This is a genomic window from Thermophagus xiamenensis, from assembly GCF_900112795.1.
GTDB classification, from domain to species: Bacteria; Bacteroidota; Bacteroidia; order Bacteroidales; family Marinilabiliaceae; genus Thermophagus; species Thermophagus xiamenensis.
Map to the genome: position 1 here is coordinate 1 of NZ_FONA01000020.1, position 25,814 is coordinate 25,814.

At 38.4% G+C, this 25,814-nt stretch carries 21 protein-coding genes and 1 pseudogene; 15 read left to right on the plus strand and 7 right to left on the minus strand.

Annotated elements, in window-relative coordinates; translation table 11 throughout:
* Positions 1–152: 152 nt before the first annotated feature.
* Together BM130_RS15835 and BM130_RS11850 are read right to left on the minus strand one after the other, a co-directional pair.
* Positions 153–383, minus strand: coding sequence for a pectinesterase family protein (locus BM130_RS15835; RefSeq protein ID WP_083399210.1), 231 nt, complete (start codon positions 381–383; stop codon positions 153–155).
* Between the two features lie 9 nt (positions 384–392).
* On the minus strand, positions 393–2,135 hold the full coding sequence (locus tag BM130_RS11850) for a hypothetical protein (protein WP_010526535.1): 1,743 nt from the start codon (positions 2,133–2,135) through the stop codon (positions 393–395).
* A gap of 293 nt (positions 2,136–2,428) precedes the next feature.
* Between BM130_RS11850 and BM130_RS11855 the strand changes: the two genes are divergently transcribed.
* The 3 genes and pseudogenes from BM130_RS11855 to BM130_RS11865 all read left to right on the plus strand — a co-directional run.
* Positions 2,429–2,770 (plus strand): transposase, encoded by a 342-nt coding sequence (locus BM130_RS11855; protein WP_175560426.1) that lies wholly within the window; start codon positions 2,429–2,431, stop codon positions 2,768–2,770.
* Positions 2,771–2,792: 22 nt separating this feature from the next.
* On the plus strand, positions 2,793–3,185 hold the full coding sequence (locus tag BM130_RS11860) for a hypothetical protein (protein WP_139217724.1): 393 nt from the start codon (positions 2,793–2,795) through the stop codon (positions 3,183–3,185).
* A gap of 82 nt (positions 3,186–3,267) precedes the next feature.
* Positions 3,268–3,681: pseudogene (locus BM130_RS11865) on the plus strand (DDE-type integrase/transposase/recombinase); the annotation flags it as partial.
* Between the two features lie 40 nt (positions 3,682–3,721).
* Here the strand turns inward: BM130_RS11865 and BM130_RS11870 are convergent.
* Positions 3,722–4,309: an RNA polymerase sigma factor gene (locus tag BM130_RS11870; protein WP_010526540.1), complete on the minus strand. Its 588-nt coding sequence runs from the start codon at positions 4,307–4,309 to the stop codon at positions 3,722–3,724.
* 191 nt (positions 4,310–4,500) lie between these two features.
* Between BM130_RS11870 and BM130_RS11875 the strand changes: the two genes are divergently transcribed.
* The 7 genes from BM130_RS11875 to BM130_RS11905 all read left to right on the plus strand — a co-directional run bounded on the left by BM130_RS11875 (position 4,501) and on the right by BM130_RS11905 (position 15,355).
* Entirely contained in the window at positions 4,501–5,484 is a 984-nt protein-coding gene (locus BM130_RS11875) for a FecR family protein (protein ID WP_010526541.1), read from the plus strand.
* Between the two features lie 87 nt (positions 5,485–5,571).
* Complete coding sequence (locus tag BM130_RS11880; RefSeq protein WP_010526542.1) at positions 5,572–8,877, plus strand: TonB-dependent receptor; 3,306 nt, start codon at positions 5,572–5,574, stop codon at positions 8,875–8,877.
* 144 nt (positions 8,878–9,021) lie between these two features.
* On the plus strand, positions 9,022–10,572 hold the full coding sequence (locus BM130_RS11885) for a RagB/SusD family nutrient uptake outer membrane protein (protein ID WP_010526543.1): 1,551 nt from the start codon (positions 9,022–9,024) through the stop codon (positions 10,570–10,572).
* A 46-nt stretch (positions 10,573–10,618) separates the two neighbouring features.
* On the plus strand, positions 10,619–12,091 hold the full coding sequence (locus BM130_RS11890) for a glycoside 3-dehydrogenase (RefSeq protein WP_010526544.1): 1,473 nt from the start codon (positions 10,619–10,621) through the stop codon (positions 12,089–12,091).
* A 194-nt stretch (positions 12,092–12,285) separates the two neighbouring features.
* Entirely contained in the window at positions 12,286–12,990 is a 705-nt protein-coding gene (locus BM130_RS11895; RefSeq protein WP_237706082.1) for a 3-keto-disaccharide hydrolase, read from the plus strand.
* A 360-nt stretch (positions 12,991–13,350) separates the two neighbouring features.
* The gene (locus BM130_RS11900; protein WP_010526546.1) at positions 13,351–13,827 is read left to right on the plus strand and encodes a DoxX family protein; all 477 of its coding nucleotides are present in this window, start codon (positions 13,351–13,353) and stop codon (positions 13,825–13,827) included.
* 25 nt (positions 13,828–13,852) lie between these two features.
* On the plus strand, positions 13,853–15,355 hold the full coding sequence (locus BM130_RS11905) for a Gfo/Idh/MocA family protein (protein ID WP_010526547.1): 1,503 nt from the start codon (positions 13,853–13,855) through the stop codon (positions 15,353–15,355).
* 286 nt (positions 15,356–15,641) lie between these two features.
* Here the strand turns inward: BM130_RS11905 and BM130_RS11910 are convergent, their stop codons facing one another.
* Positions 15,642–16,331 (minus strand): Crp/Fnr family transcriptional regulator, encoded by a 690-nt coding sequence (locus BM130_RS11910; protein ID WP_010526548.1) that lies wholly within the window; start codon positions 16,329–16,331, stop codon positions 15,642–15,644.
* Between the two features lie 244 nt (positions 16,332–16,575).
* Between BM130_RS11910 and BM130_RS11915 the strand changes: the two genes are divergently transcribed.
* On the plus strand, positions 16,576–16,923 hold the full coding sequence (locus tag BM130_RS11915) for a thioredoxin domain-containing protein (protein WP_081474935.1): 348 nt from the start codon (positions 16,576–16,578) through the stop codon (positions 16,921–16,923).
* Between the two features lie 155 nt (positions 16,924–17,078).
* Complete coding sequence (trxB, locus tag BM130_RS11920; protein ID WP_010526550.1) at positions 17,079–18,002, plus strand: thioredoxin-disulfide reductase; 924 nt, start codon at positions 17,079–17,081, stop codon at positions 18,000–18,002.
* 141 nt (positions 18,003–18,143) lie between these two features.
* On the opposite strand, the gene BM130_RS11925 is transcribed toward trxB, so the two are convergent.
* Positions 18,144–19,097 (minus strand): NAD(P)-dependent alcohol dehydrogenase, encoded by a 954-nt coding sequence (locus tag BM130_RS11925; protein WP_010526551.1) that lies wholly within the window; start codon positions 19,095–19,097, stop codon positions 18,144–18,146.
* 299 nt (positions 19,098–19,396) lie between these two features.
* Here BM130_RS11925 and BM130_RS15470 point away from each other — a divergent pair, with 299 nt between their 5' ends.
* Positions 19,397–19,570: a hypothetical protein gene (locus tag BM130_RS15470; protein WP_010526552.1), complete on the plus strand. Its 174-nt coding sequence runs from the start codon at positions 19,397–19,399 to the stop codon at positions 19,568–19,570.
* 100 nt (positions 19,571–19,670) lie between these two features.
* On the opposite strand, the gene BM130_RS11930 is transcribed toward BM130_RS15470, so the two are convergent.
* Positions 19,671–22,166, minus strand: coding sequence for a TonB-dependent receptor (locus BM130_RS11930; RefSeq protein ID WP_010526553.1), 2,496 nt, complete (start codon positions 22,164–22,166; stop codon positions 19,671–19,673).
* 232 nt (positions 22,167–22,398) lie between these two features.
* On the opposite strand from BM130_RS11930, the gene BM130_RS11935 reads away from it, so the two are divergent.
* Both BM130_RS11935 and BM130_RS11940 read left to right on the plus strand, forming a co-directional pair.
* Positions 22,399–23,394, plus strand: coding sequence for a YhdH/YhfP family quinone oxidoreductase (locus BM130_RS11935; RefSeq protein WP_010526554.1), 996 nt, complete (start codon positions 22,399–22,401; stop codon positions 23,392–23,394).
* A gap of 336 nt (positions 23,395–23,730) precedes the next feature.
* A complete protein-coding gene (locus BM130_RS11940; protein ID WP_010526555.1) occupies positions 23,731–24,675 on the plus strand; it encodes an aldo/keto reductase in 945 nt (314 codons plus the stop codon).
* A 209-nt stretch (positions 24,676–24,884) separates the two neighbouring features.
* On the opposite strand, the gene BM130_RS11945 is transcribed toward BM130_RS11940, so the two are convergent.
* Entirely contained in the window at positions 24,885–25,814 is a 930-nt protein-coding gene (locus BM130_RS11945) for an SMP-30/gluconolactonase/LRE family protein (RefSeq protein WP_010526556.1), read from the minus strand.

The window sequence follows — 25,814 nt, forward strand, 5'->3', positions numbered from 1 at the left end:
TCATTTTAGCAATACTATGAATTCTAACGGACTTACCAATGGGGATGGTATGCTCTTAAAGCACCTATAACAACAATTTTAATTAACATATAACTATCTTGAAAAACTTATGTAAATAAAAAAGCCGGAATTTCAATCCCGGCTTCTGTGTTTTATTCTAATTTTTTCTTACTTCTGAAATTGCCTAATATAACGTTAACCTTGTTTTTTGCAAGTACAACTTTTTCTTTGTATATGCCGGGTTTGACATATATGGTATATTTTCCGGTGTAATAGTCCGGAACGGCATCGAAAGCAGCTTGAATGGTAGTATAATCGCCACTTCCATCTTTTGCAACTACTTTCGTTATATCCGGCGCCGGTGATTGCGTAGTAAAGGTTATTTCATTTCCCTATCCTTCTCCTGCCGAATTAATGGCAAATGCTCTGACGTAGTAGGTTGTATTTGCTTCTAATGGATATAAAGTAGTATTAAAACTACCCAATCCTTGTCCACTCTCTACGTGAGAATCGTTGATCATTGGATTGCCTGTTTTATTCCAGCAAAAACCTCTAATTTTGACTGTATCGCCACCCCAGGCGGTAACCTTTCCCAAACCATTGGCCGTGGAAACAAGTATATCGGTAATGTTTTCTGTGGTTACACTTGGTGGCAATATTTCGTTTAGCGTTGTAAAGTTAATTTCGTTTCCATAGCTTATACCTGCATCATTAATTGCGTAAGCCCTTAAAAAATATGTAGTTGCCGGTGCTAATCCTGTAACATGACTAACGAAAGTTCCCGAACCGCTTCCGTCAATTGTTTTATTGTCTTCTATGGTTGGGTTGCCGGTTGTATTCCAAACAACACCTTTTTGTGTTACAATCGATCCTCCGTCAAGGGTTACATTGCCGCCTGTCAGAACATGGGTGGTTGATAAATACGAGTAATCAGTTGTTGTTACCGTTGGCGGATCATAAGTTATTCCTTTTAACCTGCCGTATAGTTGAACTGATGCTATTGCCAGATTTTTATTTAAGGAAATTGCCGATGAACTGTAAGGCATGAAACGCAAATATATATTTTGCCCTGTGTTTAAAACGATATCTAATGAGACAACTATTTTTGTAACCCGATTTTCGGGTAATGAAATATTGGAAATAAGGGTAGTGTTATCTGAAAAGTCGGAATTTATTGAATATAATAACGACAATTTCAAATCGGAAGTATTATCTCCTCCGGCAAAGAATACCAGTGAATCGGCGTATAAGGTACCTCCTGTTTTGGGACCGGCAGAAACTTCGATGAATAGATCGTTGTTTGGAGCAGTTTCCGCAATCCACCTGTCTGATACTTTGTTTATTAAAGCACAAACCATTGACTCTTCACCAGTGTCGGATTTAATTGCTTTTGTTGTAGTTAACAGATTGAGCGAATCGCTAATTACCGTTGTCCCTGACAAGAGGTTGCCTGAAATCGCAGGTTCCGCGTTGCCATTAATAAACCATTCTACCGTCGAAAGGGTTGCAATCGATTCAACATGTCCGAAAATACCGATATCCCTTAAGCAAATATATTTACCTGTTCTTATTGTAGGATCCTCAACCCAGGGATAAAATCTCACATATAAAGTGTCGCCGTCGTTAATTTTTTCGCTATTTAAAAGAATGTTGAATCTGGTCAGAACATCACGATTTAAATAATTGTTTGAATTTCCGGTTGAAAATTCAGCCATGGTGGCATTGGAAAAAGAAGGATCCGTTGAGTAATAAACTTCTACTTTCATTGCATTTATAGATAGAATACATGCCGAAAAAGAAAGTGAATCGATATAAAAATTACTGTTTTTGTTGGGTGATACGGCTACTTCCAAATATGCATCTTCAATTCTGGTAGTTTGGTTGGCCGGCCATGCATTACCTTCAATTCTAATTTTTAAACTTTTTTCGGGGCCACCGTAATTGGTGTATTCCAATCCGTTGAAAGTAATTGCCGAAGCATTTATATATCCCTCGGTAACGGGTTCAATACCAGTTCCTCCTACATCAGGATCCGATATGGGCCATTGGGCATTGGCAGGATAAAAATGTTCCTGACTAAATCCAAATGAAATAATAAGAAAAAATGTTGATAACAATAAAATTTTCTTTTTCATAATTCAGATGTTTAAAATGATCCTTCTTAATTTACTTCTATTGGCAATCTTTGACTTATAAAAATTATTTTTTTATGTGGATAAATTGTTGCAGTGTTTAATTTTTTTATTGAGTCTATATTGCTTTATATCAAGGCTGTTGTGAAAATATCCCCCAAAAAAAGATAAGTTATCAGTACTAATTTGAATTTATAATTGAGATCATAAAAACAAGAAGGATTTGTGATACAGAATTTAATACACAAGTAATCTCGGAAACAGCAGGGATTGAAAATATGGAGCAGCAATAAATAGTGCGTAGCCTTCCCCACAAACCGGACAGCTTAAAATTAGACAAAATATTAATTTTAAGCGGTCAAAAAATAGTTATAAAAAAGTCAAGATTTACAGAGAGTCAGATTGTAAAGATACTCAAGGAGAATGAAAGTGGAATTGATGCCCAAAGTTTATGTCGTGAATATGGCATATCCCGAGCTACCTTTTATAATTGGCGCAAGAAGTATTCGGGGATGGAAGTCTCTCAGCTTAAACGATTAAAAGAATTGGAAGAAGAAAACCGGAAGCTAAAACAAATGTATGCTGAGGCGAGTCTGGATAATAAGATGTTAAAAGATTTATTGGGAAAAAAGTTTTAAAGCCCTGCCAGAAAAAGAAAGAGTGGAATACTTGCAGAAGACCTATTGTATTAGCATTGGCAGGGCATGCCGAATAACGGATTTGCATCGCTCTATGTGGTATTATGAAAGTCAGCGGGATGATGGGGAAGTAATTGATAAGCTCAATGAACTGAGTGAAAAATATCCCACCAGAGGATTTGATGAATATTATGGCCGTATTCGAAATGAAGGGCTGAAGTGGAATCGCAAACGGGTATTAAGAGTCTATCGCTTAATGAATTTAAATCTAAGACGAAAGCGAATACGAAGATTGCCGGCTCGCGAAAAAGGATCGTTAAGCCGGCCACAAGAGATAAATAATACCTGGTCAATGGATTTTATGAGCGACAGTTTGGTTTTTGGACGAAAATTTCGGGTATTGAAACGAGCATGACAACATAGGGTAGTCACAAAAAATGTATAAAACATCTTGTCATGCGAGTTCCATCAGACCAAAAACTTAAATTTATCTTATTCTGATGAATGTTATCGATGATTATAATCGAGAAGCCTTGGCCATAGAGGTTGATTTTTCAATGTCCGGAGAGCGCGTAAAACAAATATTAAATGAGGTTATATATAGTCGACGAAAGCCTAAAAAAATACGAGTAGATAATGGTCCTGAATTTATATCAAAAGCCCTTAAAAATTGGGCGCAAAAGAATGAAATTGAATTGAAGTATATACAACCTGGCAGTCCAACGCAGAATGCCTACATAGAAAGATTTAACCGTTTGTTCAGAGAAGATATTTTGGCTGCTTATCTGTATCGTGAATTACATCAAGTCAGCTGCTCAACTGCCCTTGACAGAACCATCTTGCTCACTGAATATGCCTTTAGAATTTTGGTTTCAAAAAAAAGAAACGTCTATTTTTGGGTTTTCCTATAATGGGTAAGTTTACAGTTTACTTTTAATAACCACTAATAATTTAGATAACAAATAAATGCCAAAAAAGTAAGCCAGCTATACCTGCTTTTTTCATGTTTTGCCGAATGAACTTTAAGGCCCTTGTAAGGTGATCTTCAACGGTTTTTTCTGCTATGTTTAGTTGTACAGAAATTTCTTTATTCGAATATCCTTTTTCGCGACTTAAGATATAAACTAGTCTACTTTTGTTAGGTAGCTTTGCTACGATCTCATCTAATTTTTCTTTCAGCAGGTAATAATCTACTAAGTTTTCAGTACTAGCTTCTACATTGTTAGAAGATACAATATTGAGTATATTTTTTTGATATTTTCTTTCACTTGCCATTTTCCGAAACATGGAAAGAACAGTATTTCGAGTTATAGTGAAAAACAGATGTTCAATACGACTATTTTTATTCAACTCTTTTCTTTTTTCCCATAATTTTATAAATACTTCATGTACAACATCCATAGAATCTTCCTCAACTTTTAGAAGAGAATAAGCAAAAGCATAGATTCGCTTATGGTATTTCGCATATAAATAATCAATAATAGCTTTATCTCCATTTTTTAATCCTGATATAATTTTTTCGTCTTTAATAGCTGTCATTGATTTTTTTATTTAGGTTTACAAAGTTATACAAAAATAAACAAAAATATTTATTTTGTAGTGCATTGATTATATGAATCTATGTGCGGTTGACTGCTTGTTTCTTAAAAGATTCATTGTTGAGTTTTAAAAAAAATAAATTAAAAATCAGGGGTAATTTGTTGGTTATGCGTTTTATTTAAAAAAGACAGATGAGTAATCTTTATAAAAAATATATAGAAGGAAAGTGTAATTACGAAGAGCGCCAGCAGGTATTAAAAAAATTGGGAGCTAAGGTTCCTCCAGTGGAACTTCTTTCTTTTCTCAAGAGATACTGGTATCAACTGGAGGATTATAAATTGGAACCAAGTGTTGATTTTGAAGGGATTTTGAACCGAATCCACCATACCATTAATTTAAAAGAATCTGAAGATAATAAAGTTAGTGATTCACTACTAAATCGGTTTTTCAGTTTAACAAGAATAGCGGCTACCGTAATTGTAATTTTAATGTCCTCGATAGGTGTTTGGTATGCAGGCAAAACAGGTATTTTTCAAAAAGAAGTTTATTATACGGTATCATCCTTAAGGGGGCAATCCTCTGAAGTTACTTTGCCAGATGGCTCAAGAGTTTGGCTCCATGGCTCCAGTACAATTGTTTATTCTTCCAAATATGGGATTGAAAACCGGGATTTGAGATTAACAGGTGAAGGCTTTTTTGTTGTAGCTAAATCGAAAAATCTTCCTTTTATCGTTAATGTGGGCGATGTAAAAGTAAAGGCATTAGGTACCTCTTTTAATATTGATGCTTACGAAGATGATAGGCCAATCATGGTAACTCTTAGTACTGGTCGAATAATTATTAATCGTAACGAGGAAGAGATGGAGCTAACACCAGGAATGCAGGCAATCATTGAAAAAGATAAAATGGTTAGCCAATATGTTGATACAGAATTGTATACTTCATGGCATTCTGGCGAGTTGGTGTTTAAAGATGAACGATTAATTAATATAACTTATCAATTGGAAAAAATATATGAAGTGGAATTTGTTTTTGAGACACCCGACCTGATGAATTTTCGATATAGAGGTTCCATAAGTCTTAGAAATTCAATATTGAAGACACTTGAAAAGTTGAAGTTTTCAACGGGAATACAATATGTTATTTCAGGAAACAGAATAATACTAAAAAAATAACTCAGGAACCGGTGGGGGCCGGTTCCTGAAATTTGAAATAACACCCTTTAAAAAGGGCATTTACTAACGCTTAAACGTAACAAATTTATGAAAAAAAATGCACAAAGAAGTGGTTTGAATTTAAAAAAACGACCACCTAAAATTTTGTTAGCCATGAAAATGTCGGCTTTGTTTTTGTTCTCAATTATGTTTGCATCTGCCGCCAGTAACTCTTTTTCCCAGGAAGAAAAAGTGACTCTTCACCTTAAAGATGCAAAGTTGTCAAAGGTTTTTGATGAAATTGAGGCTCAAACGCATTATTCATTGTTTTACAAAAAGGATGTTCTGGACGACCAAAAGATTGTTTCTGTGTCAGTAAATGATGGCGATATTAATGAAGTTTTGGCTACTGTCTTGGCTGGCCAAAATGTCACCTATAAGGTGATTGACCAGAGCATCGTTATTGTGCCTAAATATCTTGATGCCGATTTATCACAGCAGGAGAAAATAACTGTTCATGGTACCGTAACAGATGAGGATGGTAATGCTATACCAGGCGTCTCTGTGGTTGTTGCTGGTACTATGAACGGGACAATTACTAATAATAAAGGCGGATATGTTTTGACTAATGTTCCTCAAGGAGCAGTTCTTCAATTTTCATTTGTTGGCATGAAAGAGGTGAAAGTTGAGGTCAACGGTCGTACCGAAATTAATGTTACACTGGAGGAGGCAACCATTGGGTTAGAAGAAGTGGTGGCAATAGGTTATGGTGTTATGAGAAAATCGGATTTGACCGGTGCCACCAATAGATTAACAGAAGATAAAATGAATAAAAGTGTAGCAATTTCCCCAATTGAGATGATACAGGGAAGGGTCCCTGGTGTTAATATTATGCAGAATAACGGAGAACCTGGCTCAGGAATGTCCGTAAGGGTGAGAGGGACTAATTCAATCAGGTCAGGTCAGGATCCCCTATACGTTGTTGATGGTGTTCCTTTAGATAATGCCGATATTACTCCAGATGGTGCTACCCCGGCTGGGATTAATCAATCTTCCAATAAAAATCCAATTAGTTTTCTAAATCCTGAAGATATTGAATCGATAGATATCCTCAAAGATGCATCTGCTACTGCAATATATGGGGCGCGTGGTGCTAACGGAGTTATTCTTATTACTACCAAAAATGGTACCAAAGGTAAGGGGACTATAACATATGATGGCTATTATGGGGTTTCTCAAATTAGAGAAAAAATAGATGTTTTGTCTGCTGATCAGTTCCGGCAGTATACCAAGGAAGATGGGTCAAAACTTCTTGACCTTGGCGCAAGTACAGATTGGCAAGACGAAATTTTCAGGACAGCTACCGCTCAAAGTCATAACCTTTCTTATGGTGGTGGAACCGATAATTTGATGTACAGGGCATCCGTTGGTTATCTGGATCAAGAGGGAATTATTGGCACCACCGGGTTGGAGAAGATTAATGGAAATATAAAGGTAAACCAAACGTCGTTTAATGGACGGCTAAATCTCCAAGGGACTCTGATAGCTTCACATATAAAAGATAACCGGGCGCCTATTGGGGAAACAGGAGGTTTTGAAGGAGATCTTATTCTTACTGCACTCAAACTTAATCCAACCTTCCCAATTTATGAAGAAGACGGTAGCTACTACCAGCATTCTATTGACCAGCGGAATCCTGTTGCAATGATGAATCTGACTGATGATGTTACCCAAACAGACAGGGTCCTGGCAAATATTTCAACAGAGCTCGAACTTATTAGCAATTTGAAATACAAACTTAATTTTGGACTTGACCGTACTGTGGCCGAAAGGAAAGTTAATCAAGGTTATGAGCTTAATTATCTGACCAATAAAGGTGAGGCAAATGTTAATTCAATTACAGCCAATAACAAGATTATAGAGAATTTTATTACATACAACACTCGTATCAATCAACACAGTATTCATGCCTTGGCTGGCCATGCTTACCAATATTTCAAAGTATCAGGAACCAGTCTGCGGGTATTTGGATTTGAAGTTGATGATATTCTTTACACCAATAATTTAGGCTATGGAAACTCCTCATCTGCTGAAGCAGGTTCCTATGCTTATGAGAGGGAATTACAATCATTTTTTGGAAGGATCAATTATTCTTTTGACCATAAATACTTGATGACTTTGACAGCCCGAACTGATGGCTCATCAAAATTTGGTGAGAATAAAAAATATGGATTTTTTCCATCTGTAGCTTTAGCGTGGCGAATTTCGGAAGAACCCTTCTTAGAAAATGTGGAAGTTATCAGTAATTTGAAATTTAGGTTAGGATGGGGTGCAACAGGGAATCAGGAAATTCCTGATAAAATTTCTTTGTTATCTGTTGGAACAACATCTTCAGCAAACGGTTTTTTCAATGGCGAACTGACACCAGGGATAACTTTTCTCAGAACACCGAATCCTGATATTCAGTGGGAAACAACTTACCAAACAAATTTTGGCCTTGATTTTGGTTTATGGAACAATCGGTTAATAGGGACAGTTGATGTCTTCCACAAACGAACAAAGGATGTTTTACTCGAGATCCCTGCAAAAGCACCTGCAGCGACTCAAACTCAGTGGCAGAATGTTCCGGATATGGAAATAGTAAATAAAGGTTTTGAAATCGGACTGGATGGGATATTGGTTAATTCTTCAGATTTTTCATGGAACCTTGGATTAAACTTTTCAAAAGTAAATAATGAAGTAAAGGATCTGCCTGTAAAACTAATTGAAACAGGAAATGCTTCAGGGCAAGGACTTAGTGGCACTAGAGTTCAAATTATTACCAACGGAGAACCAATTGGAACATTTTATGGTCGCGTATTTCAAGGGTTTGATGAAAACGGCATTAGTCAATATAAAAAGGATGAAGAAGGTAACGATGTTTTAGAACCGCTTGGTTCAGCACTGCCTGATTTTACTTATAGTTTCAACACTTCTTTTACATACAAAGGATTTGACCTGAGTATGTTCTGGTATGGGTCAGAAGGTAATAAAGTTTATAATAACACAGCCAATGCTATCTTTGTTAAGGGGACTTTGGATCGCGGTTCAAATGTAACCAAATCTGTTTATGAATCAAATGAATCTCCAGCTAACTCCAATGCTTTTTCTTCGCGTTTTGTTGAGGATGGGTCCTTTTTACGATTTTCCAATTTGACTATTGGTTATACTTTTAATACAAAAGGAATTGATTGGTTAAATAAAGCCAGAATTTATGTGACAGGTAATAACCTGGCTCTTTTTACCGACTATACCGGATTCGACCCGGAAGTAAGTGTGGATGCAAGTGAAAATGGTGTTCCTTCCATGGGAATAGATTATACATCATATCCCAAGCCAAGAACTTTTACTCTTGGTATTAACTTAAGATTTTAACAATTTTTTTGCCTTTAGAGAATGTTCAATTGGTTAAAAATCATTCGAATGAAGCAATTATGACTAGAAGAATTGCATGTTAAAGATGGGTAATTTTAAGTCATGCTTGTTTCATTTTTCGAAATCTCAAAAAAATTTAAGCATATGAAATCTATTAATATTATATTTCCACTTTCGGTACTTATTTTAACTTTTTCTCTTTGGAATTGTACCGATTTAGAAGAAAATGTGATTGATGAACAACTTGGTGGTGATTTAATAGAAAATCCAAATAATGTTCAAGCCCTAATTAATCCTCCTTATGGTAGTTTACGTCGTCTTATTGAATGGTATGACTATTGGGGTTTACAGCAAATTACTACCGATGAAACCATTTTCCCGACGAGAGGTACAGACTGGTTCGATAACGGTGCTTGGCAACAATTGCATCTACATACTTGGACCCCAGACCATATTCGGCTAAAGAATGTATGGGATGCTATGAGTACTGGTCTTTCCCGTGCCAATACCGCTATTTATTACATTGGTCAGTTTCCTCAAAACGAAACTACAGAACTATATATTAATGAAGCCCGCTTTCTGAGGGCTTACTATATGTATATAATTCTTGATTTATGGGGGAAAGTTCCGTTCCGACCTGCCGACCAGCTTGATTTTTCCATTACGCCAGATGTTTTGGAGGGGAAAGAAGCGGTTGATTTTATTATTGAAGAAATAAAAGCAGTTCTTCCAAATCTTAAAACACGTTCTGAATTGGGAACTGAAAGAGTAACACAAGGAGCAGCCAATGCTTTACTTGCTAAGCTTTACCTCAATTATGAAGTATATGGAGGAGAACAAAAATGGGATGAGGTTATTACGTATTGTAATGCAGTTATCAATTCTGGAGAATATGAAGTAACAAGTGACTATTGGTCGATGTTTCAGTATGATGTAACTGGTGACCACCCCGAATTTATCTTAACTGTTCCCATGAGTGATGAATATGAAATGGGTGGAGGTAGTGTTTGGGTTAATTTTACATTGCATTACAATCAGACATTTGGTAACTTTACAAGTCTTTGGAACGGTGGAACTACTACATCTACATTCTTTAATACATGGGATCAGGAAAATGATGTTCGCTTTTTTGACGATCGGATAATACACGAGACAGGTTTTAATCAAGGATTTTTGGTTGGGCAGCAATATGGCATTGATGGAGAGCCTTTGCAGACTAGAGGTGGAGAGCCTCTTATTTTTGTTCCAGATGTAGTTCTAGAAGATTCTCCTGAAAATTACGGTATTCGCGTTGTTAAATTTGCCCCAAATCCTGATACGGAAAGGCAGTTTTCTTCTCCGAATGATGTTCCTATTCTTCGAATATCAGACATTTATTTGGCTCGTGCTGAGGCGTATTTGAGGAAGGGTGACGAGACCGCAGCGCTTGCTGATATAAATTATATTAGGTCTCACCGCAGCGCTGAAGGAAAAATTCTTCCTTTGCTTGAGTCACTCACTTTGAATGATATACTTAGGGAAAGAGGATATGAGTTGTATTGGGAAGGTTATCGTAGACAGGATTTAATCCGATTCGGAAAATTTACAGATGCCTGGCAGGAGAAACCGGTTACCGAAGAGACTAAAACCCTTTTTCCTCTTCCAACTTCTGCTCTTGATGTAAATGAGAATCTGAAACAGAATCCAGGATACTGAATAAAGGTGGTATATTACAATGTTTAACAAATTAATTTAATGGTTTATGGGGAAAAAAAATATTCACAGAAGAGAATTTCTTCAAAGAAGTGCTGCTCTGGCTGCCGGCGTAACTATAATTCCGAATGTGGCTATGGGTGGTGTACTGGGACACAAAGCCCCAAGTGATAAACTGAACATTGCAGGTGTAGGAGTAGGTGGTCGTGGTTTCGCTGTTTTAAAAGGTTTGGAAAGTGAAAACATCGTTGCGTTATGTGATGTTGACTGGAAGTATGCGAAAAAGGCGTTTGATCATTTTCCAAAAGCTAAAAGGTATTGGGATTGGCGACGAATGTTTGATGAAATGGGAGACAGCATAGATGCTCTAGTGATTGCGACAGCAGATCATACGCATGCTATTATTGCTGCCCATGCGATTACCTTGGGGAAACATGTTTATCTGGAGAAGCCATTGACCCATACGGTTTATGAGTCACGCCTATTGACCAAGCTCGCTGAAAAGTATAAGGTCGCAACTCAAATGGGCAATCAAGGAGCTTCTGGTGAAGGAGTAGCTCAAATAGTAGAGTGGTTACAAAATAATGAAATTGGTGAGGTTACCAAAGTAGAGGCATTTACCGACCGCCCTATATGGCCTCAGGGACTAAATAGACCGGAACAAGGGCAATGGGTACCGGACACTTTAAATTGGGATTTATTTATTGGCCCGGCAAAGATGCGACCTTATAATGAGATTTATACGCCCTGGAATTTCAGAGGATGGTGGGACTTTGGAACAGGTGCTTTAGGTGATATGGCCTGTCATATATTGCATCCGGTGTTTAAAGGCCTGGATTTGGGTTATCCGACTAAGGTACAGGGAAGTTCTACCTTGTTATTAACAGATTCGGCACCGGTAGCTCAGCGAGTAAGGATGACTTTCCCGGCCAGAGGCAGGAAAGGAAAGATGAAATTGCCTGAAGTTGAAGTGTATTGGTATGATGGTGGCCTTCAACCAATGAAACCTGAGGGATGGCCTGCAGGAAAGGATATGAACGATTCTGGAGGAGGCGTATTATTCCATGGGACAAAAGATGTATTAGTTGCAGGTTGTTATGGTAAAGACCCTTGGTTGTTATCAGGAAGAAAACCTATTGTTCCAAAGACTGAACGAAGAATTACGTTAAGTCACGAAATGGATTGGGTTAGAGCATGTAAAGAGAGTCCGGAAAACCGATTAGAACCTTCCTCGCCATTTAAAGAAGCAGGTCCATTCAATGAGATGGTAGTAATGGGGGTATTGGCTGTACGGCTACAAGGGTTGAATAAGGAATTGGAATGGGATGGCGAGAAGATGGAATTTACAAATATAGGAGAGCATGAAACGATTCGCACTGTTATAAAAGATGGTTTTGAAATCCATGACGGTCATCCAATCTTCAATAAAACATGGACCGATCCTGTGAGTGCCAAGGATTTTGCAAGTGAATTAATCCGGCATACCTATCGTGAAGGTTGGAGTCTTCCTGACATGCCTTAGATAAATCAAATTCATGGTATGAAATTTTAGTATCTTTTTTTTAATCTGGACATTTAATATTATATCCAAAAAATAAAGGAGAGAAAAATATGATAACCAAAAGAAAACTAACTGGATTATTATCGTGTATGATAATTTTGACAGCTTGTGGGACAGGAAATCCAAAACAGTCTCAAGAAAGAACAGACATGAAAATGAAAAAATCAAGTAAGGTGGAAGAATTAAATACTTTGACAGACGAAGAGAAGGCGGAAGGGTGGCGATTACTCTTTAACGGAAAAGATTTTACTGGCTGGCGAGGATATAATAAGGATAAAGTTCCTAGTGCATGGACAATTGAGGACAATGCAATAAAGATCAATGGATCCGGAGAAGGAGAGGCAGGATCCCATGATGGAGGAGATATTATTTATGATGAGAAATTTAAAAACTTTGAGTTGAAATTTGAATGGAAAGTATCGAAGGGTGGTAATAGTGGGGTATTTTATCTGGCACGAGAGTTTAGTGATTTACCAATTTGGAGGTCGGCACCAGAGTATCAAATATTGGATAATGAAAATCATTTGGATGCACAGTTAGGGAAAGATGGTAATCGTCAGTCGGCCTCACTGTACGATCTAATCCCTGCAAAACCGCAAAACAGCAAACCTTGGGGCGAATGGAACACAGGTTCGATCATAGTTTATAAGGGAACTGTAATTCATAAGCAAAACGGGGAAGTTGTATTAGAATATCATTTATGGACCCCTGAATGGGAAGAAATGATTGAAAACAGCAAATTTAAAGGATGGGCTGAGATGATTAATGCCGGGGGCGAGGAACGTATGGGGTACATTGGTTTACAGGATCATGGTGATGATGTTTGGTTCCGAAACATAAAATTGAAAGTGCTTGATTAAACATTTTTCTTAATACTGATATTTAAGCCTGCCTTTTCTTGACGGGGCGGGCTTTCCTTTGATTAGATTTCAACAAAAAAGAATGACTTAATTTTAATTTGTTAAGTTATTGTATTTGGGTGTTGATATAAACGCTTTGGGCTATGCAGAAATTATAAATGAAAGGAAGTGTCTATATTTTTATACATTCATTTGTTCTAGGTTAAAATGGTATAGGCTATCGAGAATATTTTTAAAGGATGAAATGATTGCTAGGGACTTACCTTAATTTTTTTATTGTATGTTCCATTTTAAAATTAGATTAGAATATGTGGCTTATTAAAAATAAATGTTTTATATAAGTGAAAAAATAAAATAAAAATGGAATTAAAAAACTTTAGAGCGGTTATTCCTTTGTTTATTTTACGTACGGCTATTGGATGGCTATTTTTACATGAAGGATTTTACAAGTTGTTTACCCGTGGTTGGACCGCACAATATTTTCTTGCACAATCAAAAGGACCTTTACAGGGTTTTTTTCAGATAATTCTTCAAAATGAATTTTTTTTAACTCTGACAAATAAAGGGGTTATTTTTTTACTAATTCTTATTGGTATTTTTTTAGTATTAGGTATTTGGGAACGATTAGCTGCTACAATGGGCATGGTTCTGTTGTTGTTTTTTTATTTAGCATATCCACCATTCGGGGGTCCTAGCAGTATGCTAGCCGAAGGAAATTACTTAATAATTGATAAAAATATAATCATTTTATTATCTCTTTGGGTGATTTCAATTCTTCGACCGGGGCAATGGATAGGACTAAATAAAATTGTTTTTAATAACAGAAGTAATTCTTGAATACTAGGTATTAAATTTTGAATGCATGAACAGACGAGATTTACTTAAAGGGTTAGCAGGATTACCTATTTTAGGAACTTATGCTTATTTTTTTTCTCGAAAAGTTATTAATGAAAAAAGAACTGAATTAAATAATTTTCAAAAGTTTATTAGTTCAAAGATAAATATATCTGGCACTACAGATAAAGCTATATTTACCGATAAAAAATTAAGGGTAGGAGTAGTTGGGTATGGAATTAGAGGTAAGTATCTTATGAAATCAATGGGTTTTATGACACCTGAAGAGGTAGATCAGCTTTCCGATAAAGCTCGGAAGGTTTTTCTGGAACAGCCAGATTTAAATGTTGAAATTACTGGTGTGTGTGACTTGTATCAACCGCGTCTGGAAGAGGCTGCCAGAGCTGCTGCGAACATAGAACGCAAAGGAATCTCCGGTTTTTCCGAACGACCAGTAAAAATGTATAGGCATTATCGCGACTTGGTTACCTCTCCTGATGTTGATGCGGTGGTGATAGCCACTAGTGACCATTGGCATGCTCCCATTACCATAGAGGCTGCCAATGCCGGGAAGCATGTATACTGTGAGAAAGCTCTCACTCACAGTCTGGAGGATGTTTATAAAGTTAGGGATGCGGTGAAGACCAACCGTGTTGTGTTTCAGTTGGGGCATCAAAACCGACAGGCAGAAAATAATGTGATTGCGGCGAAAGTAATTCAAGCAGGATTGCTTGGAAATATTAATCTTGTGGAAACTACCACTAATCGAAATTCTCCAAATGGCGCATGGGTGTATCATATTCCTGAAGAGGCTGGTCCGCATAATGTGGATTGGAAAAATTTCCTTAGGGATACCAATATACCGTTTAATAAAGAACATTTTTTTAGATGGCGTCTATTTTGGGACTATGGTACAGGATTGAATGGAGACCTGATGACTCACGAATTTGACAGCATCAATCAGATGTTAAGGATGGGTATTCCCGAAATAGTTACCACTACAGGTGGTATTTATCATTGGAAAGATAAAAGGGAAGTGCCGGATGTTCAGCAAACTGTGATGGAATATCCTTCCCGTCATTTCTCGTTAATATATTCGGCTTCATTGGCTAGCAGTATTTTCCGGCCTAAAAAGGTGATGGGGAACGAAGCGGCATTAGAATTCGGATCTACGCTTAATTTATTTGTAGAACCAAGTTCTAAAATATACAAGGATTACATTAAAAACAAAGATGTTATTCCCAATCAACCAGTAGTGATTACAAATGATTATCAAGCACAGATAGATGCTATTAGTTCTGCAACAGAGAAATATTTTGCTTCCAGGGGGTTATTATATACTTCTCATGATGGTAAAATTGTAGATACCACTCATTTACATATTGCCGAGTGGTTGAATGGTATTAGACGTGGTACTCCCGTAAGTTGTGGTATTGATGAAGCTTTTGAAGAAGGTATCACGGCTATGATGGCTACAATTGCTTATAGAGAAGGTAGGGTTGTCCGGTGGGATGGTAAAAAAGTTATTTAACCCACTTGTAGCTTCCCCTGAAATCCCGACAGCTTAAAATCAATATTTTGTCTTATTTTAAGCTGTCCGGTTTAGGGGGAAGGCTACACCCAAAACCTCCCCTTTAAAAGAATCACTCTAAAATTGACATTTTTCTTTTTCAGCAATCAGCATTTATATTAATAGTTCATGGATTGGATAAATGGGGTAAAATGTAAGATATAAATTGCCCACTAATCTCTGAAAATAATCACCTAATACCTTATTATTGGTTTTAATGTTGTTATTGTGCAGTTTACTTTTCCAACTAACTATTTCTACTAATCAATTCCAATTTATTACGGTCTTTAATTAGGATATCTTTACCTTTAAGTTCAATGATGTTTTCCGTTTCAAATTCTTTCAGGAATTTAATTGTGCTTTCGGTTGAGATGGCGGCAAAGTCGGCAATGTCCTGACGGGTTAAGAAATGGAAAACCTTTTCTTTGAGGAATGGATCAGAGGAGAGATAGAGTAGAGCAGATGCGAGCTTTCCGCGCATCTGTTTGTAGGATAAGTTTGCGATGACCTGCAGCAATTGTGTTTCGTTTCGGCAGTTTCGTGATACAATACGTAAGGCAAAATCGGCATTGGTTTGTAAAAGGTTAGTTAAGGCCTCTTTTTCAATCATGCAGACCCATGCGTCTTTTATGGCCATGGCTGAATATTGATAAGTGTTTTCACCGAACACTGACGAGAATGAGAGGAAATCGCCTGGGGCTGCCAATCTGATGTTAAGCTGCCGGTTGTGTCCGGTTTGGAGATATACGCGCACCAGTCCTTCGAGGACATACGTGACATGCGGCGAAAAAGCACCCTGCTTAAAAATGGTTTCTCCTTTTAGATATTGCACTCTGGTTTTATGATTTTTAATCTTTTCCAGCTCATCGGGATAAAGCCCCTGAAAACAAGATGCCGAGTCGAATATTGATGGGATATGATTTGTATTATCCTTCATTCTTTTTTTCTTTAGGCGTGGGATAAAGTTAAGGAATTCAAGATATATGGAAAATGTAAATTTTGTGATTGTAATTGATATTTACGTTATTGGTAGGTTTTTGTTTTATGGTATATGTCAAATGCCATAAAAAAGAATGAAATATTTCAGTTTTAAATTTGACATCTTCCGTATTAAAAAGATTGGTAGCTCTGCAGGCTCCTTCTACTTTTGCATCAACAATAATTTTAAAAGTCGAGGAAATATGAAAATGTTACAAACAGGTTTGCATGAGATAGAAACAGCCGAAGAGTTGCAGAAGATCATTTCGGAAAATGAAAAGGTAATGGTATGTTGTGGACGAATGGGGCCCATGTGCATTCCCGTATACGAAGCTATGGAAGAGCTGGAAGAGGAGCGTGATGATGTTAAATTTTACAGCATGGCCTTCGACAATCCGGAAGCGCATGTTATACGTAATGCTCCCGAAACACAAGGGTTCATGGGATTGCCATTTACCATGTACTACAAAAACGGGAAAGTGGTTCATGCTACCAGCAGTATCCAAAGCATGGAACAAATTACAGCTATTTTGGATGAAAAGTTAAAATAAGGACGGATGCTCCTGTACATTTATATTAGCAAAATTAATTATCATAATTTGCCAGAGGAGTATTGACTATACTTAACAATTGGATGTTGCAAATTAAACGGCATCTTTGTTTTTTGTAATGTGTTGACTTTTCATTATTTATCAGCCCAAAACTTATGAATGATATTTATGATGTAATAATAATTGGAGCAGGAGCTGCAGGTCTTACGGCAGGAATTTATACCTCTCGTGCCCGTTTAAATACGCTAATATTGAATGAAGGGGCGGTAGGGGGGCAAATGGTATTGACCAACGAGGTAGCTAATTATCCCGGTGTTGAAACAACCAATGGATATGTGTTGGCCAATACAATGAAAATGCAGGCCAAGTCATTCGGTTGTAAGATTAAATCGAATGTGAAGATAGCAAGTTATCAGTTGGAAGGGCTTGTAAAAGAGGTGGCTCTGGAAGATGGTCGCTCCTTTAAGGGGCGGTCGGTCATTTTAGCTCCGGGGGGACGTCCTCGCTCATTGAATATTCCGGGTGAAGAGACTTTTAAAGGAAGTGGTATCTCTTATTGCGCTACCTGTGATGGTGATTTTTTCAGGGATAAAGAAATAGCAGTTATAGGTGGTGGAAATTCGGCATTAGAAGAAGCTGTGACATTAACGAACTATGCTTCGAAGGTGACCATTATCCATCAGTTCGACCGTTTTCAAGCATTTGAACATGCAGTTGAAGAAGCTAAAAAGAATCCTAAGATTGAATTTATAATGGAATCGGAACCTCGCGCTTTTAGCGGGAACGGGCGTCTGCAATCCATGACCATTGAACATCTGCCCACGGGCGAACGTAAGAATCTGAAGGTGGAAGGAACTTTTATTTTTGTTGGTTATCTTCCAAATACAGAACCTTTTAAGGGGTTGCTGGAACTCAATGAAAGAGATGAAATTGTAGTAGACAGGGATATGAAAACCAGTATTTCCGGTGTCTTTGCTGCCGGGGATTGCATTAATAAAAAATACCGGCAGATAACTACTGCTACAGCCGAGGGTACTATTGCTGCCCTAAGTGCTTCTGACTACCTTAGACAGATGTAGTTTTTTTGAATTGGCCTTAATGCCTAAGATGATAAAAGCCCGGATTGGCCATGGCCTTTGTCCGGGCTTTTTAATGTTTGATGGCGCTGTGCGTATATCTAATTCTTTCGGAACGATCATGTTAGGATTGGCGATCCCTTTTTATACATTGATTATGACGTTCCCAGTTTTCTGTCCTTGAATGACATAATCATACGCTAAAGAAATATCCTCTAAAGTATATTCTCTGTCAATTACCGGCATGAACTTTTCTGCCTCTAAATACTGGATAATATATGGTATTGTTTTCTGTTTATTGTAGGGTACCGGAAATATTACCTTCTTATGAGTGAATGAAGCCACAAACGAAAAAAATAGATTTTGAGCAAAGGGCCCTAACTCGGACGATATATAAATGCCTTTTTCTTTAAGTAATGGTTTACACTTTCCAAATGTACTTTTACCAACGGCATCAAATATATAGTCATATTTATCTTTATCATTGGTGAAATCATCTTTGGTATAATCATAAATTTTGTCGGCTCCCAAAGATTTTATTAATTCGATGTTTTTGGTGTCACTAGTAGCTGTTATTTTGATGTCATATTGACGGGCAAATTGGAGTAGGGCAGAGCCGATACCTCCGGTGGCCCCATTAATTAGAATTCGTTGTCCGGATTGGATATTTGCTTTATGAATAAAGGTGTAAGCATAGTGAGCCCCTTCCAGACTTGCTGCGGCTTGTTTAAAGTCTATGTTTGGGGGGATGGGAAAGAGATTTTCTTCGGTTGTAGTGAGATATTCTGCCTGTGACCTGGAGCCGGTATCAGTAAATCCAAATACTTTATCACCAATATTCAACGATTTAACTTTTTCCCCTTTTGATTCTATTATGCCTGCAAAATCTGTCCCCAATATTATTATTCGGGGTTTCAGTAAACCTAAAACAAATCTCATAATGAATGGTTGGGCCGTTAAATTGGCACAATCTGTTCTGTTTACAGTCGTTGCCATGACTTTGACTAACACCTCATCGTCCTGCGGAACGGGTTTTTCAATCGACTCAACGATTATTTTATGGGGTAAACCATATTTTCTTCGAATGGCGGCCTTCATATTTTTGTTTTTGGGTTTTTCGGAACCTGACGGTTATGATAAAATGTATTTAGGCATCTCAATGTGCTTTAGTTTTAAACTGTTTAGCCTTAGATTAAATTTTGTTTCGGTCTAAAGGTACCACAATTTGCGAAATGTTTATTGACTTTCTCCTGAATTAAAAGCATTTTCAACCTGAGTTTTGTATCCTCGAACATTGAAAACTTCTATTACCTTTTCTTAAAAGTTGACAGAAGAGAATTAATGAAATCCTGATTATAAGTTGGAATATAATCAGGTTCTTAATTTAAGAGCCAGAAATGCTGCACTCAGGAAAGGTCAGCTCACTTACTTATAGTCCTTTGCAAATGGCGGCTGATTTACCAGAAAATTATGTGGATCAACCTGCTTTTCGGTTTATTCGTGAAGTACCGGTGGATTGGGATGATACCATTTGGCACCGGGTGGCGGGTAAGCCATTCGCTTTTTTCTAATAGTCTATCCGCCAAACAACTTATTGGCTTGCCGGATCAAAAGTCGTTAAATCTTGTTTTCCTGCTTTATACCCTTCAACCTTTTTCCCATTTACCAGTCTTAAAACTCCATATCATCTCCTCCTGCATCCATCCCTCCTCCTTCACGGCTTCCATTTCTGGCAGGACGGTTCTTCTGATTCAGACGATAAATAAACGACAATCTGATTTCTCGCGAACTCCATTTGAATTCGTTGGTAGAGATAATATCCGGCTGGTCCAGTTCATATCTGAATTTCCGACTATTTAAGACATCTCTAATGTTAAGGGATATGGTTCCGTTACGTTTCAGAACATCCTTACTGATTGACATAAACATCATATAAAATGGTTTTCGGATGCCCTGCGTGGTTTCCTGTTCTCCTCGGTAAAAGAATGTGGTTTGAAAACTTAGGTTATTATCCCACTGCATTCTGGAATTGATGCGTGTATCCCATGACCAGGTGTCGCTGCTTAAGTCTTGTACTTCGCCTTCGTCCGGAATAAATGTTCCTTCGGTTTGCCTGCGATAGAAGTTGAAGTTGGCCGAGAGGTTCCACCATTTTAAAGGTTCGATAGAAATATTGGTTTCGGCTCCATAAGCTTTTCTTTCTGCCAGGTTACGGGGTTCGGTAATGGTTATCCCATCCTGTGTAACATAACTGATTCGTTCCTCCACGCCGGAGGTGTATCGATAATAGATGCCGGCATAATAGGATGATTTACCCGGAGTATATACATAACCACTTTCAAAGGCATCGGTGAATTCAGGTTCCAGGTCGGGATTTCCTCTTCTGATGTTTCTGGAATCGGTAAGCCCGAAAAACGGATTGAGGTTCCAGAAACTTGGGCGGTCAATCCTTCGGCTGTAACTGATTTGCCAGGCGTTGTATTGGTTGAAGTGATAAGTGGTATGAACAGTGGGGAAGAGGTCGAAATAGGAGCGCTCATTCTCTTCGCCGGTTTCTTTGAGATGTGTTTTAATTCCTGTATATTCTCCTCTTAATCCCGCCTGAACACTTATGGGACCCCATTTATTGGCGGCCTGAAGATATACTGCGGCTACGTTTTCATCGTAGCTAAAATCGTTGGTGTAATTGGGGTCTGTTGTCCAGTCCCCATTTTCATCGAGATTTTCTACTTCATAAGGGTTTGAGATATCTCTAAATTCTCCGCGAACGCCTGCTTCAAAGCGTCCGTTGGCACTGAACGGATAAACATAATCAGCCTGTATCAGATAGTTCTCTTCACGCTCATTGTTGTAAACTGTTTGGTAGGCTGAGTCATTGGCAAGGTTGAATGGCGAAGATGAATAGACTTTTTCTTCTATATCAGAATCTTCTGTTTCATCATCAAGCATGTATTGAGCATAAATGTTCAGTTTGTGTTCTTCATTGTCCGGGTCAAAAATCTTTTCCAGGTTCAATGAGAAATCCACATTCCATTCGGTCTCTTGTTCTTCGTCAAAACGGGTCGTTTTTTCAAACATATCGCCCGCCTGTCCATTGTTGTCCAGAAAATCTTGATACAACACATCCGATTTGTTGGTTTCATCGTCATAGCTAAACATTCCGGCGGCCGTCAGGGTGGTAGTATTGTTTAGATAAACATCTGCGCCACCTCGTAGGTTGTGTGACCATCCTGAACGGTTTCTGTTACGGTCAAGACGCGTATGAAAAGGTGTATCGGCAAGCGGGAAATATTGGTCTGAGAATCCTTCACCTTCCCGTTCCCCATAGCGGATTCCATAGTTAAAGAAGTAATTAATTTTTTCGCGTCGAAAATTGATGTTAGCACCAAACTGATATCTTTCTGGTGTGGCGATTGATCCCTCAAAAGACCCGTTCACCCCTCGTCGCTGGTCTTTCTTTAGTACTATGTTGATGATACCGACCATTCCTTCTGCTTCGTAACGGGCACTGGGATTGGTAATGACTTCTACCCGTTCAATCATGTTTCCGGGAAGTGATCTCAAAGCGTCAGCCGTTCCTGAATTAACCAATCCGGATGGTTTGCCGTTAATCAGCATACGCACTCCGCCACTACCGCGAAGCGATACGTTACCATCATCATCGACTGATACCGTAGGAATGTTGTCCAATATTTCAGCTGCAGAATTACCGGTGTTGGTAAGGTCTTTTCCTACATTGAAAATTTTTCGGTCGACCCCTATAACCATTTCACTTTTTTCGCCCGTTACAGTGACTTCACTAAGACTTGTAGTGGAAGGCTTTAAGCGTATTGACCCAAGGTCCACAGTACTCTTGTTGTCTATTTTAATATTATTGAATGTTTCTTTTTGATACGCTACAAATTGAATTTCCACATAGTAATTTCCCGGTTTAAGGTCAAAGCTAAATTCCCCGTTTTGGTTGGTAATACCCCCGTCGACCAACGTGGAATCCAACGTGAAGATAGAAACGGTGGCAAACTCCATAGGAACATTTTCTTCGGCATCTATTACTCTACCGGTAAGCTTTCCTTTTTCGGCCGGAGGTGCCGGCTGGGCAAGTAATCCTGAATTAAAAACTAAAGTTAGTATCGAATAAACGACTCCAAAATTCCGGAACTTCTTCATAACCAAATTAATCAATAGTTAAATGTTGAACACTGCAAAATTAGATGTCTTTGTCCTTAAATAGTTTAATATCCTGGCTCGTTAATATGTGTTAATGTTTTCTTTAATTCCGCCTTTTTGTTGAAAAATGTGGATTTTCAATAACCTTTCTTACTCTTGGGTGTTAATTTATATATCCGGGCTAACTTTGCCCCTCTGTTGAAAAAACATAAATTAAAAAGTAGTGAAACACATGAAAGAAAAGGAATTTTTAGCGTATGTAGTGGAAGAGACGGATGGGATATATAAAAGGTCGGTGAAATTAAAATCGATAGATGAGCTCCCGGATGGTGATTTACTAATCAAAGTATATTATTCTTCTTTGAATTACAAGGACGCGTTGTCAGCCATTGGTAATAAGGGTGTAACGAAAAATTATCCTCATACTCCGGGTATCGATGCGGTGGGAGAAGTGGTATCATCGCGCAGTAATCGCTTTAAGGCAGGTGATAAAGTTATAGTCACCAGTTATGATTTAGGCATGAATACCGATGGTGGATTTGCACAATATATAAGGGTTCCGGAAGGTTGGGCAGTTCCATTGCCCGATGGGTTGACGATGAAAGAAGCTATGGTCATTGGTACGGCCGGTTTAACTGCCGGAATATCGGTTTTGCGACTTAGCGAGTTGGTGAAGCCAGGTGATGGACCAATTATTGTGTCGGGTGCTACCGGCGGTGTTGGTTCGCTTAGTATTTCCATATTAAATAAAATGGGATATGAGGTGACAGCGATTACAGGTAAAGCCACAGAATTCACTTTTCTTAAAGATCTTGGTGCAAAAGAAATTATTCTTAGAAAAGATATTGAAGGTTTGGAAGACCGCCCTCTTTTGAAATCTTCTTTTGCAGGTGCTATTGATACCGTTGGCGGGGTAATTCTTGAAAATATTATTAAGTCAACAAAACCAATGGGAGTAGTAACTTGCTGCGGCAACGTGGCTTCACCCAAGCTTAACCTGACAGTTTTCCCTTTTATCCTCAGAGGGGTATCACTTATTGGTATTGATTCTCAGAACTATCCCATGTCATACCGCGAAAAAGTATGGAACAAATTGTCTCTCGAATGGAAGCCTGATTCTTTAGAAGAAATGGCCTCCGAGATTTCTCTTAGTGAGTTGGATCATAAAATAGATTTAATACTTAAGGGACAGTTAAAGGGGCGTACGGTTTTAAACCTGGCAAAATAAGTCCGGGCCAGTCACTTTTTCTTCGTGGGTTTTTAATGAAACGAGCATGGTGGCTTTTGCCACAAAAGAGCATGTATAAAAACTTAGAGGCAGAAGTGCACAGGCTGGAAAGGCCACCAGGTCAATAGGCCATTAGGTCGTTAGATGATGAGATTGAGTGGATTGAAGAGATTGGTGAGATTGATGAGATTGATGAACTAAATAGACAATTGACTAACCTCTAAGCACAATTGACTAATCACTAACTTTAGGAGACAGTATATCAATAAAATAAGTGAATTTTATAAGGATGAAAAGGGAATAACAATTACAGCATGAGAAATAAAAAATTAGGAAATGGAAAAAGTAAAAATAGGAAAAAGCGAGTTGGAAGTCTCCAGAATATGTTTTGGCGGCAATGTGTTTGGCTGGACATTGGATGAGCAACAATCGTTTAAGATACTGGATGCTTTTGTTGCTGCAGGCTTCAATTTTATTGATACGGCCGATACCTATGCCTGGTGGGTAAACGGAACGGGCGGACAGTCTGAAACCATAATTGGTAAGTGGATGAAGGCCAGAGGTAACCGTGATAAATTAGTTATTGCCACCAAGGTGGGTTCCGAGACCAGGGAACACCCTTTTGATATTAGCAAAAAGCATATTCTGAAATCGGTGGATGAATCATTACAACGGCTGCAAACCGATTATATAGACTTGTACTTTACACATTTCGATGACAACAAAACGCCTGTTGAAGAAACGTTGTCGGCGTATAATGAAATTGTCCGAGCCGGAAAAGTACGGTATGTAGCAGCTTCAAATGTTTCTCCCGAACGACTTGTTGAATCATTTGATGTGGCCAGGGAAAATGGTTTCCCCGAATATGTAGCCTTGCAACCACACTATAACCTGGTAGAAAGAGAAGGGTATGAAACAAAATATGCCCCTTTGGTAAAAAAATATGGGTTGGGTGTGATGCCTTATTGGTCGCTGGCGGCAGGATTCTTAACCGGCAAATATCATTCTGAAGCAGACTTGGGGAAAAGCGTACGCGGACAAGGTGTCCGAAAATATTTGAATGAGAAAGGTTTGGCTGTTGTTGAGGCTTTGGAAAAGGTGGCAGAAAAATATAAGTGTCAACCTGCCACAATAGCTTTGGCCTGGTTGTTGACAAAACCTTTCATCGTTGCTCCCATAGTGAGTGCCACACGAATAAGTCAATTGGAAGCTATGATTGAAGCCCCAAAAATTGGTTTGGATGAAGATGATTTGGCCCTTTTGGATAGGGTCTCTTACTGATAATATGACAATAACGGGGTATGTCTCTAAACAGAGGATACCCCGTGATTTGTTTTTGTTTAATCAATTTATTTAACTCCAATTATCGGGTGCAATCGGCAGGGTAAAGGTTAAAATGGCTATGAAATGGTAAAAAAGTGAAGTGCTGTATATCAGGGCATAAATTCAATAATCCTTTATTCCTGACTATAATATTAAAGGACAACTGTCTAATCTGAAAAGAGGTAAGCCGGCAGTCCCTTAACATTAGTCTTTACGGAAAACAAAGAACCACTTAACGGGTACTGTTTAAGTTCTTCCTCGGTTAATCCTTCCCGAGCGGTGGTGATGTAGAGAGTACTAAGATCTTCTCCGCCGAAAGCACAGGAAGTCACATTAGGTGCCGGCACCTCAATTTTTTCCAGCAATTGTCCGTTTTCCGGGTCCCACCGATAGACGCCATATCCACCCCAATGAGCGATCCATAGTTTGCCTTCAGCATCGATGGTCATTCCGTCAGGACTACCCAACCCCATAGGGATTTTAACTACTTCTCTACGGTGAGATATTTCTCCGGTTTTAGGCACATAATCATAAGCAAACACTCTTTGAGTAGGGGTGTCGATATAATACATCAGATTTTTGTTGGTATCCCAAACAATGCCATTGGAAATGGTTACAGCCGATTGTTTCACAATAAGGCTGTCGCCATTGAGCATATATAAATTTCCGGCATTCGCTTCACCCGATTTCGACATGGTACCCACCCAAAAGCGGCCCATAGGGTCACATTTACCATCATTAAAACGAACATTGTTTTTTGCATCAGAGGGGAAAGGTGCTAACAATTGTAAACGTTCATCGTGTGTAACGCCAAAAATACCGGTTTCTTGAGCTACCACCGCCAAATATTTATCGGATGCAGGGACCACCGTACCCACCATACTTTCAAGGGAAATATTATGTATCATACCCTTTTGCGGGTGATACATGAATAGTTTTCCCTCTGTAATATCCACCCATAACAGTGCGTTTTCTGCCGGATGCCAGATTGCGCCTTCGCCCAGTTCTGCTGTCGGGGTATCCTTCACCGGCTCTACTTTTGTTTTTTGACAGGATGCCAGAATAAGCAGGGTTGAAAAAAAGATGGTTGTTCTCAT

Excerpts from the sequence above, each read along its gene's own strand:
- BM130_RS11850 (WP_010526535.1), bottom strand. The coding sequence starts at position 2,135 with ATGAAAAAGAAAATTTTATTGTTATCAACATTTTTTCTTATTATTTCA.
- BM130_RS11870 (WP_010526540.1), bottom strand. The coding sequence starts at position 4,309 with ATGACAGCTATTAAAGACGAAAAAATTATATCAGGATTAAAAAATGGA.
- BM130_RS11875 (WP_010526541.1), top strand. The coding sequence starts at position 4,501 with ATGAGTAATCTTTATAAAAAATATATAGAAGGAAAGTGTAATTACGAA.
- BM130_RS11880 (WP_010526542.1), top strand. The coding sequence starts at position 5,572 with ATGAAAAAAAATGCACAAAGAAGTGGTTTGAATTTAAAAAAACGACCA.
- BM130_RS11885 (WP_010526543.1), top strand. The coding sequence starts at position 9,022 with ATGAAATCTATTAATATTATATTTCCACTTTCGGTACTTATTTTAACT.
- BM130_RS11890 (WP_010526544.1), top strand. The coding sequence starts at position 10,619 with ATGGGGAAAAAAAATATTCACAGAAGAGAATTTCTTCAAAGAAGTGCT.
- BM130_RS11895 (WP_237706082.1), top strand. The coding sequence starts at position 12,286 with ATGAAAAAATCAAGTAAGGTGGAAGAATTAAATACTTTGACAGACGAA.
- BM130_RS11900 (WP_010526546.1), top strand. The coding sequence starts at position 13,351 with ATGGAATTAAAAAACTTTAGAGCGGTTATTCCTTTGTTTATTTTACGT.
- BM130_RS11905 (WP_010526547.1), top strand. The coding sequence starts at position 13,853 with ATGAACAGACGAGATTTACTTAAAGGGTTAGCAGGATTACCTATTTTA.
- BM130_RS11910 (WP_010526548.1), bottom strand. The coding sequence starts at position 16,331 with ATGAAGGATAATACAAATCATATCCCATCAATATTCGACTCGGCATCT.
- BM130_RS11915 (WP_081474935.1), top strand. The coding sequence starts at position 16,576 with ATGAAAATGTTACAAACAGGTTTGCATGAGATAGAAACAGCCGAAGAG.
- trxB (WP_010526550.1), top strand. The coding sequence starts at position 17,079 with ATGAATGATATTTATGATGTAATAATAATTGGAGCAGGAGCTGCAGGT.
- BM130_RS11925 (WP_010526551.1), bottom strand. The coding sequence starts at position 19,097 with ATGAAGGCCGCCATTCGAAGAAAATATGGTTTACCCCATAAAATAATC.
- BM130_RS15470 (WP_010526552.1), top strand. The coding sequence starts at position 19,397 with ATGCTGCACTCAGGAAAGGTCAGCTCACTTACTTATAGTCCTTTGCAA.
- BM130_RS11930 (WP_010526553.1), bottom strand. The coding sequence starts at position 22,166 with ATGAAGAAGTTCCGGAATTTTGGAGTCGTTTATTCGATACTAACTTTA.
- BM130_RS11935 (WP_010526554.1), top strand. The coding sequence starts at position 22,399 with ATGAAAGAAAAGGAATTTTTAGCGTATGTAGTGGAAGAGACGGATGGG.
- BM130_RS11940 (WP_010526555.1), top strand. The coding sequence starts at position 23,731 with ATGGAAAAAGTAAAAATAGGAAAAAGCGAGTTGGAAGTCTCCAGAATA.
- BM130_RS11945 (WP_010526556.1), bottom strand. The coding sequence starts at position 25,814 with ATGAGAACAACCATCTTTTTTTCAACCCTGCTTATTCTGGCATCCTGT.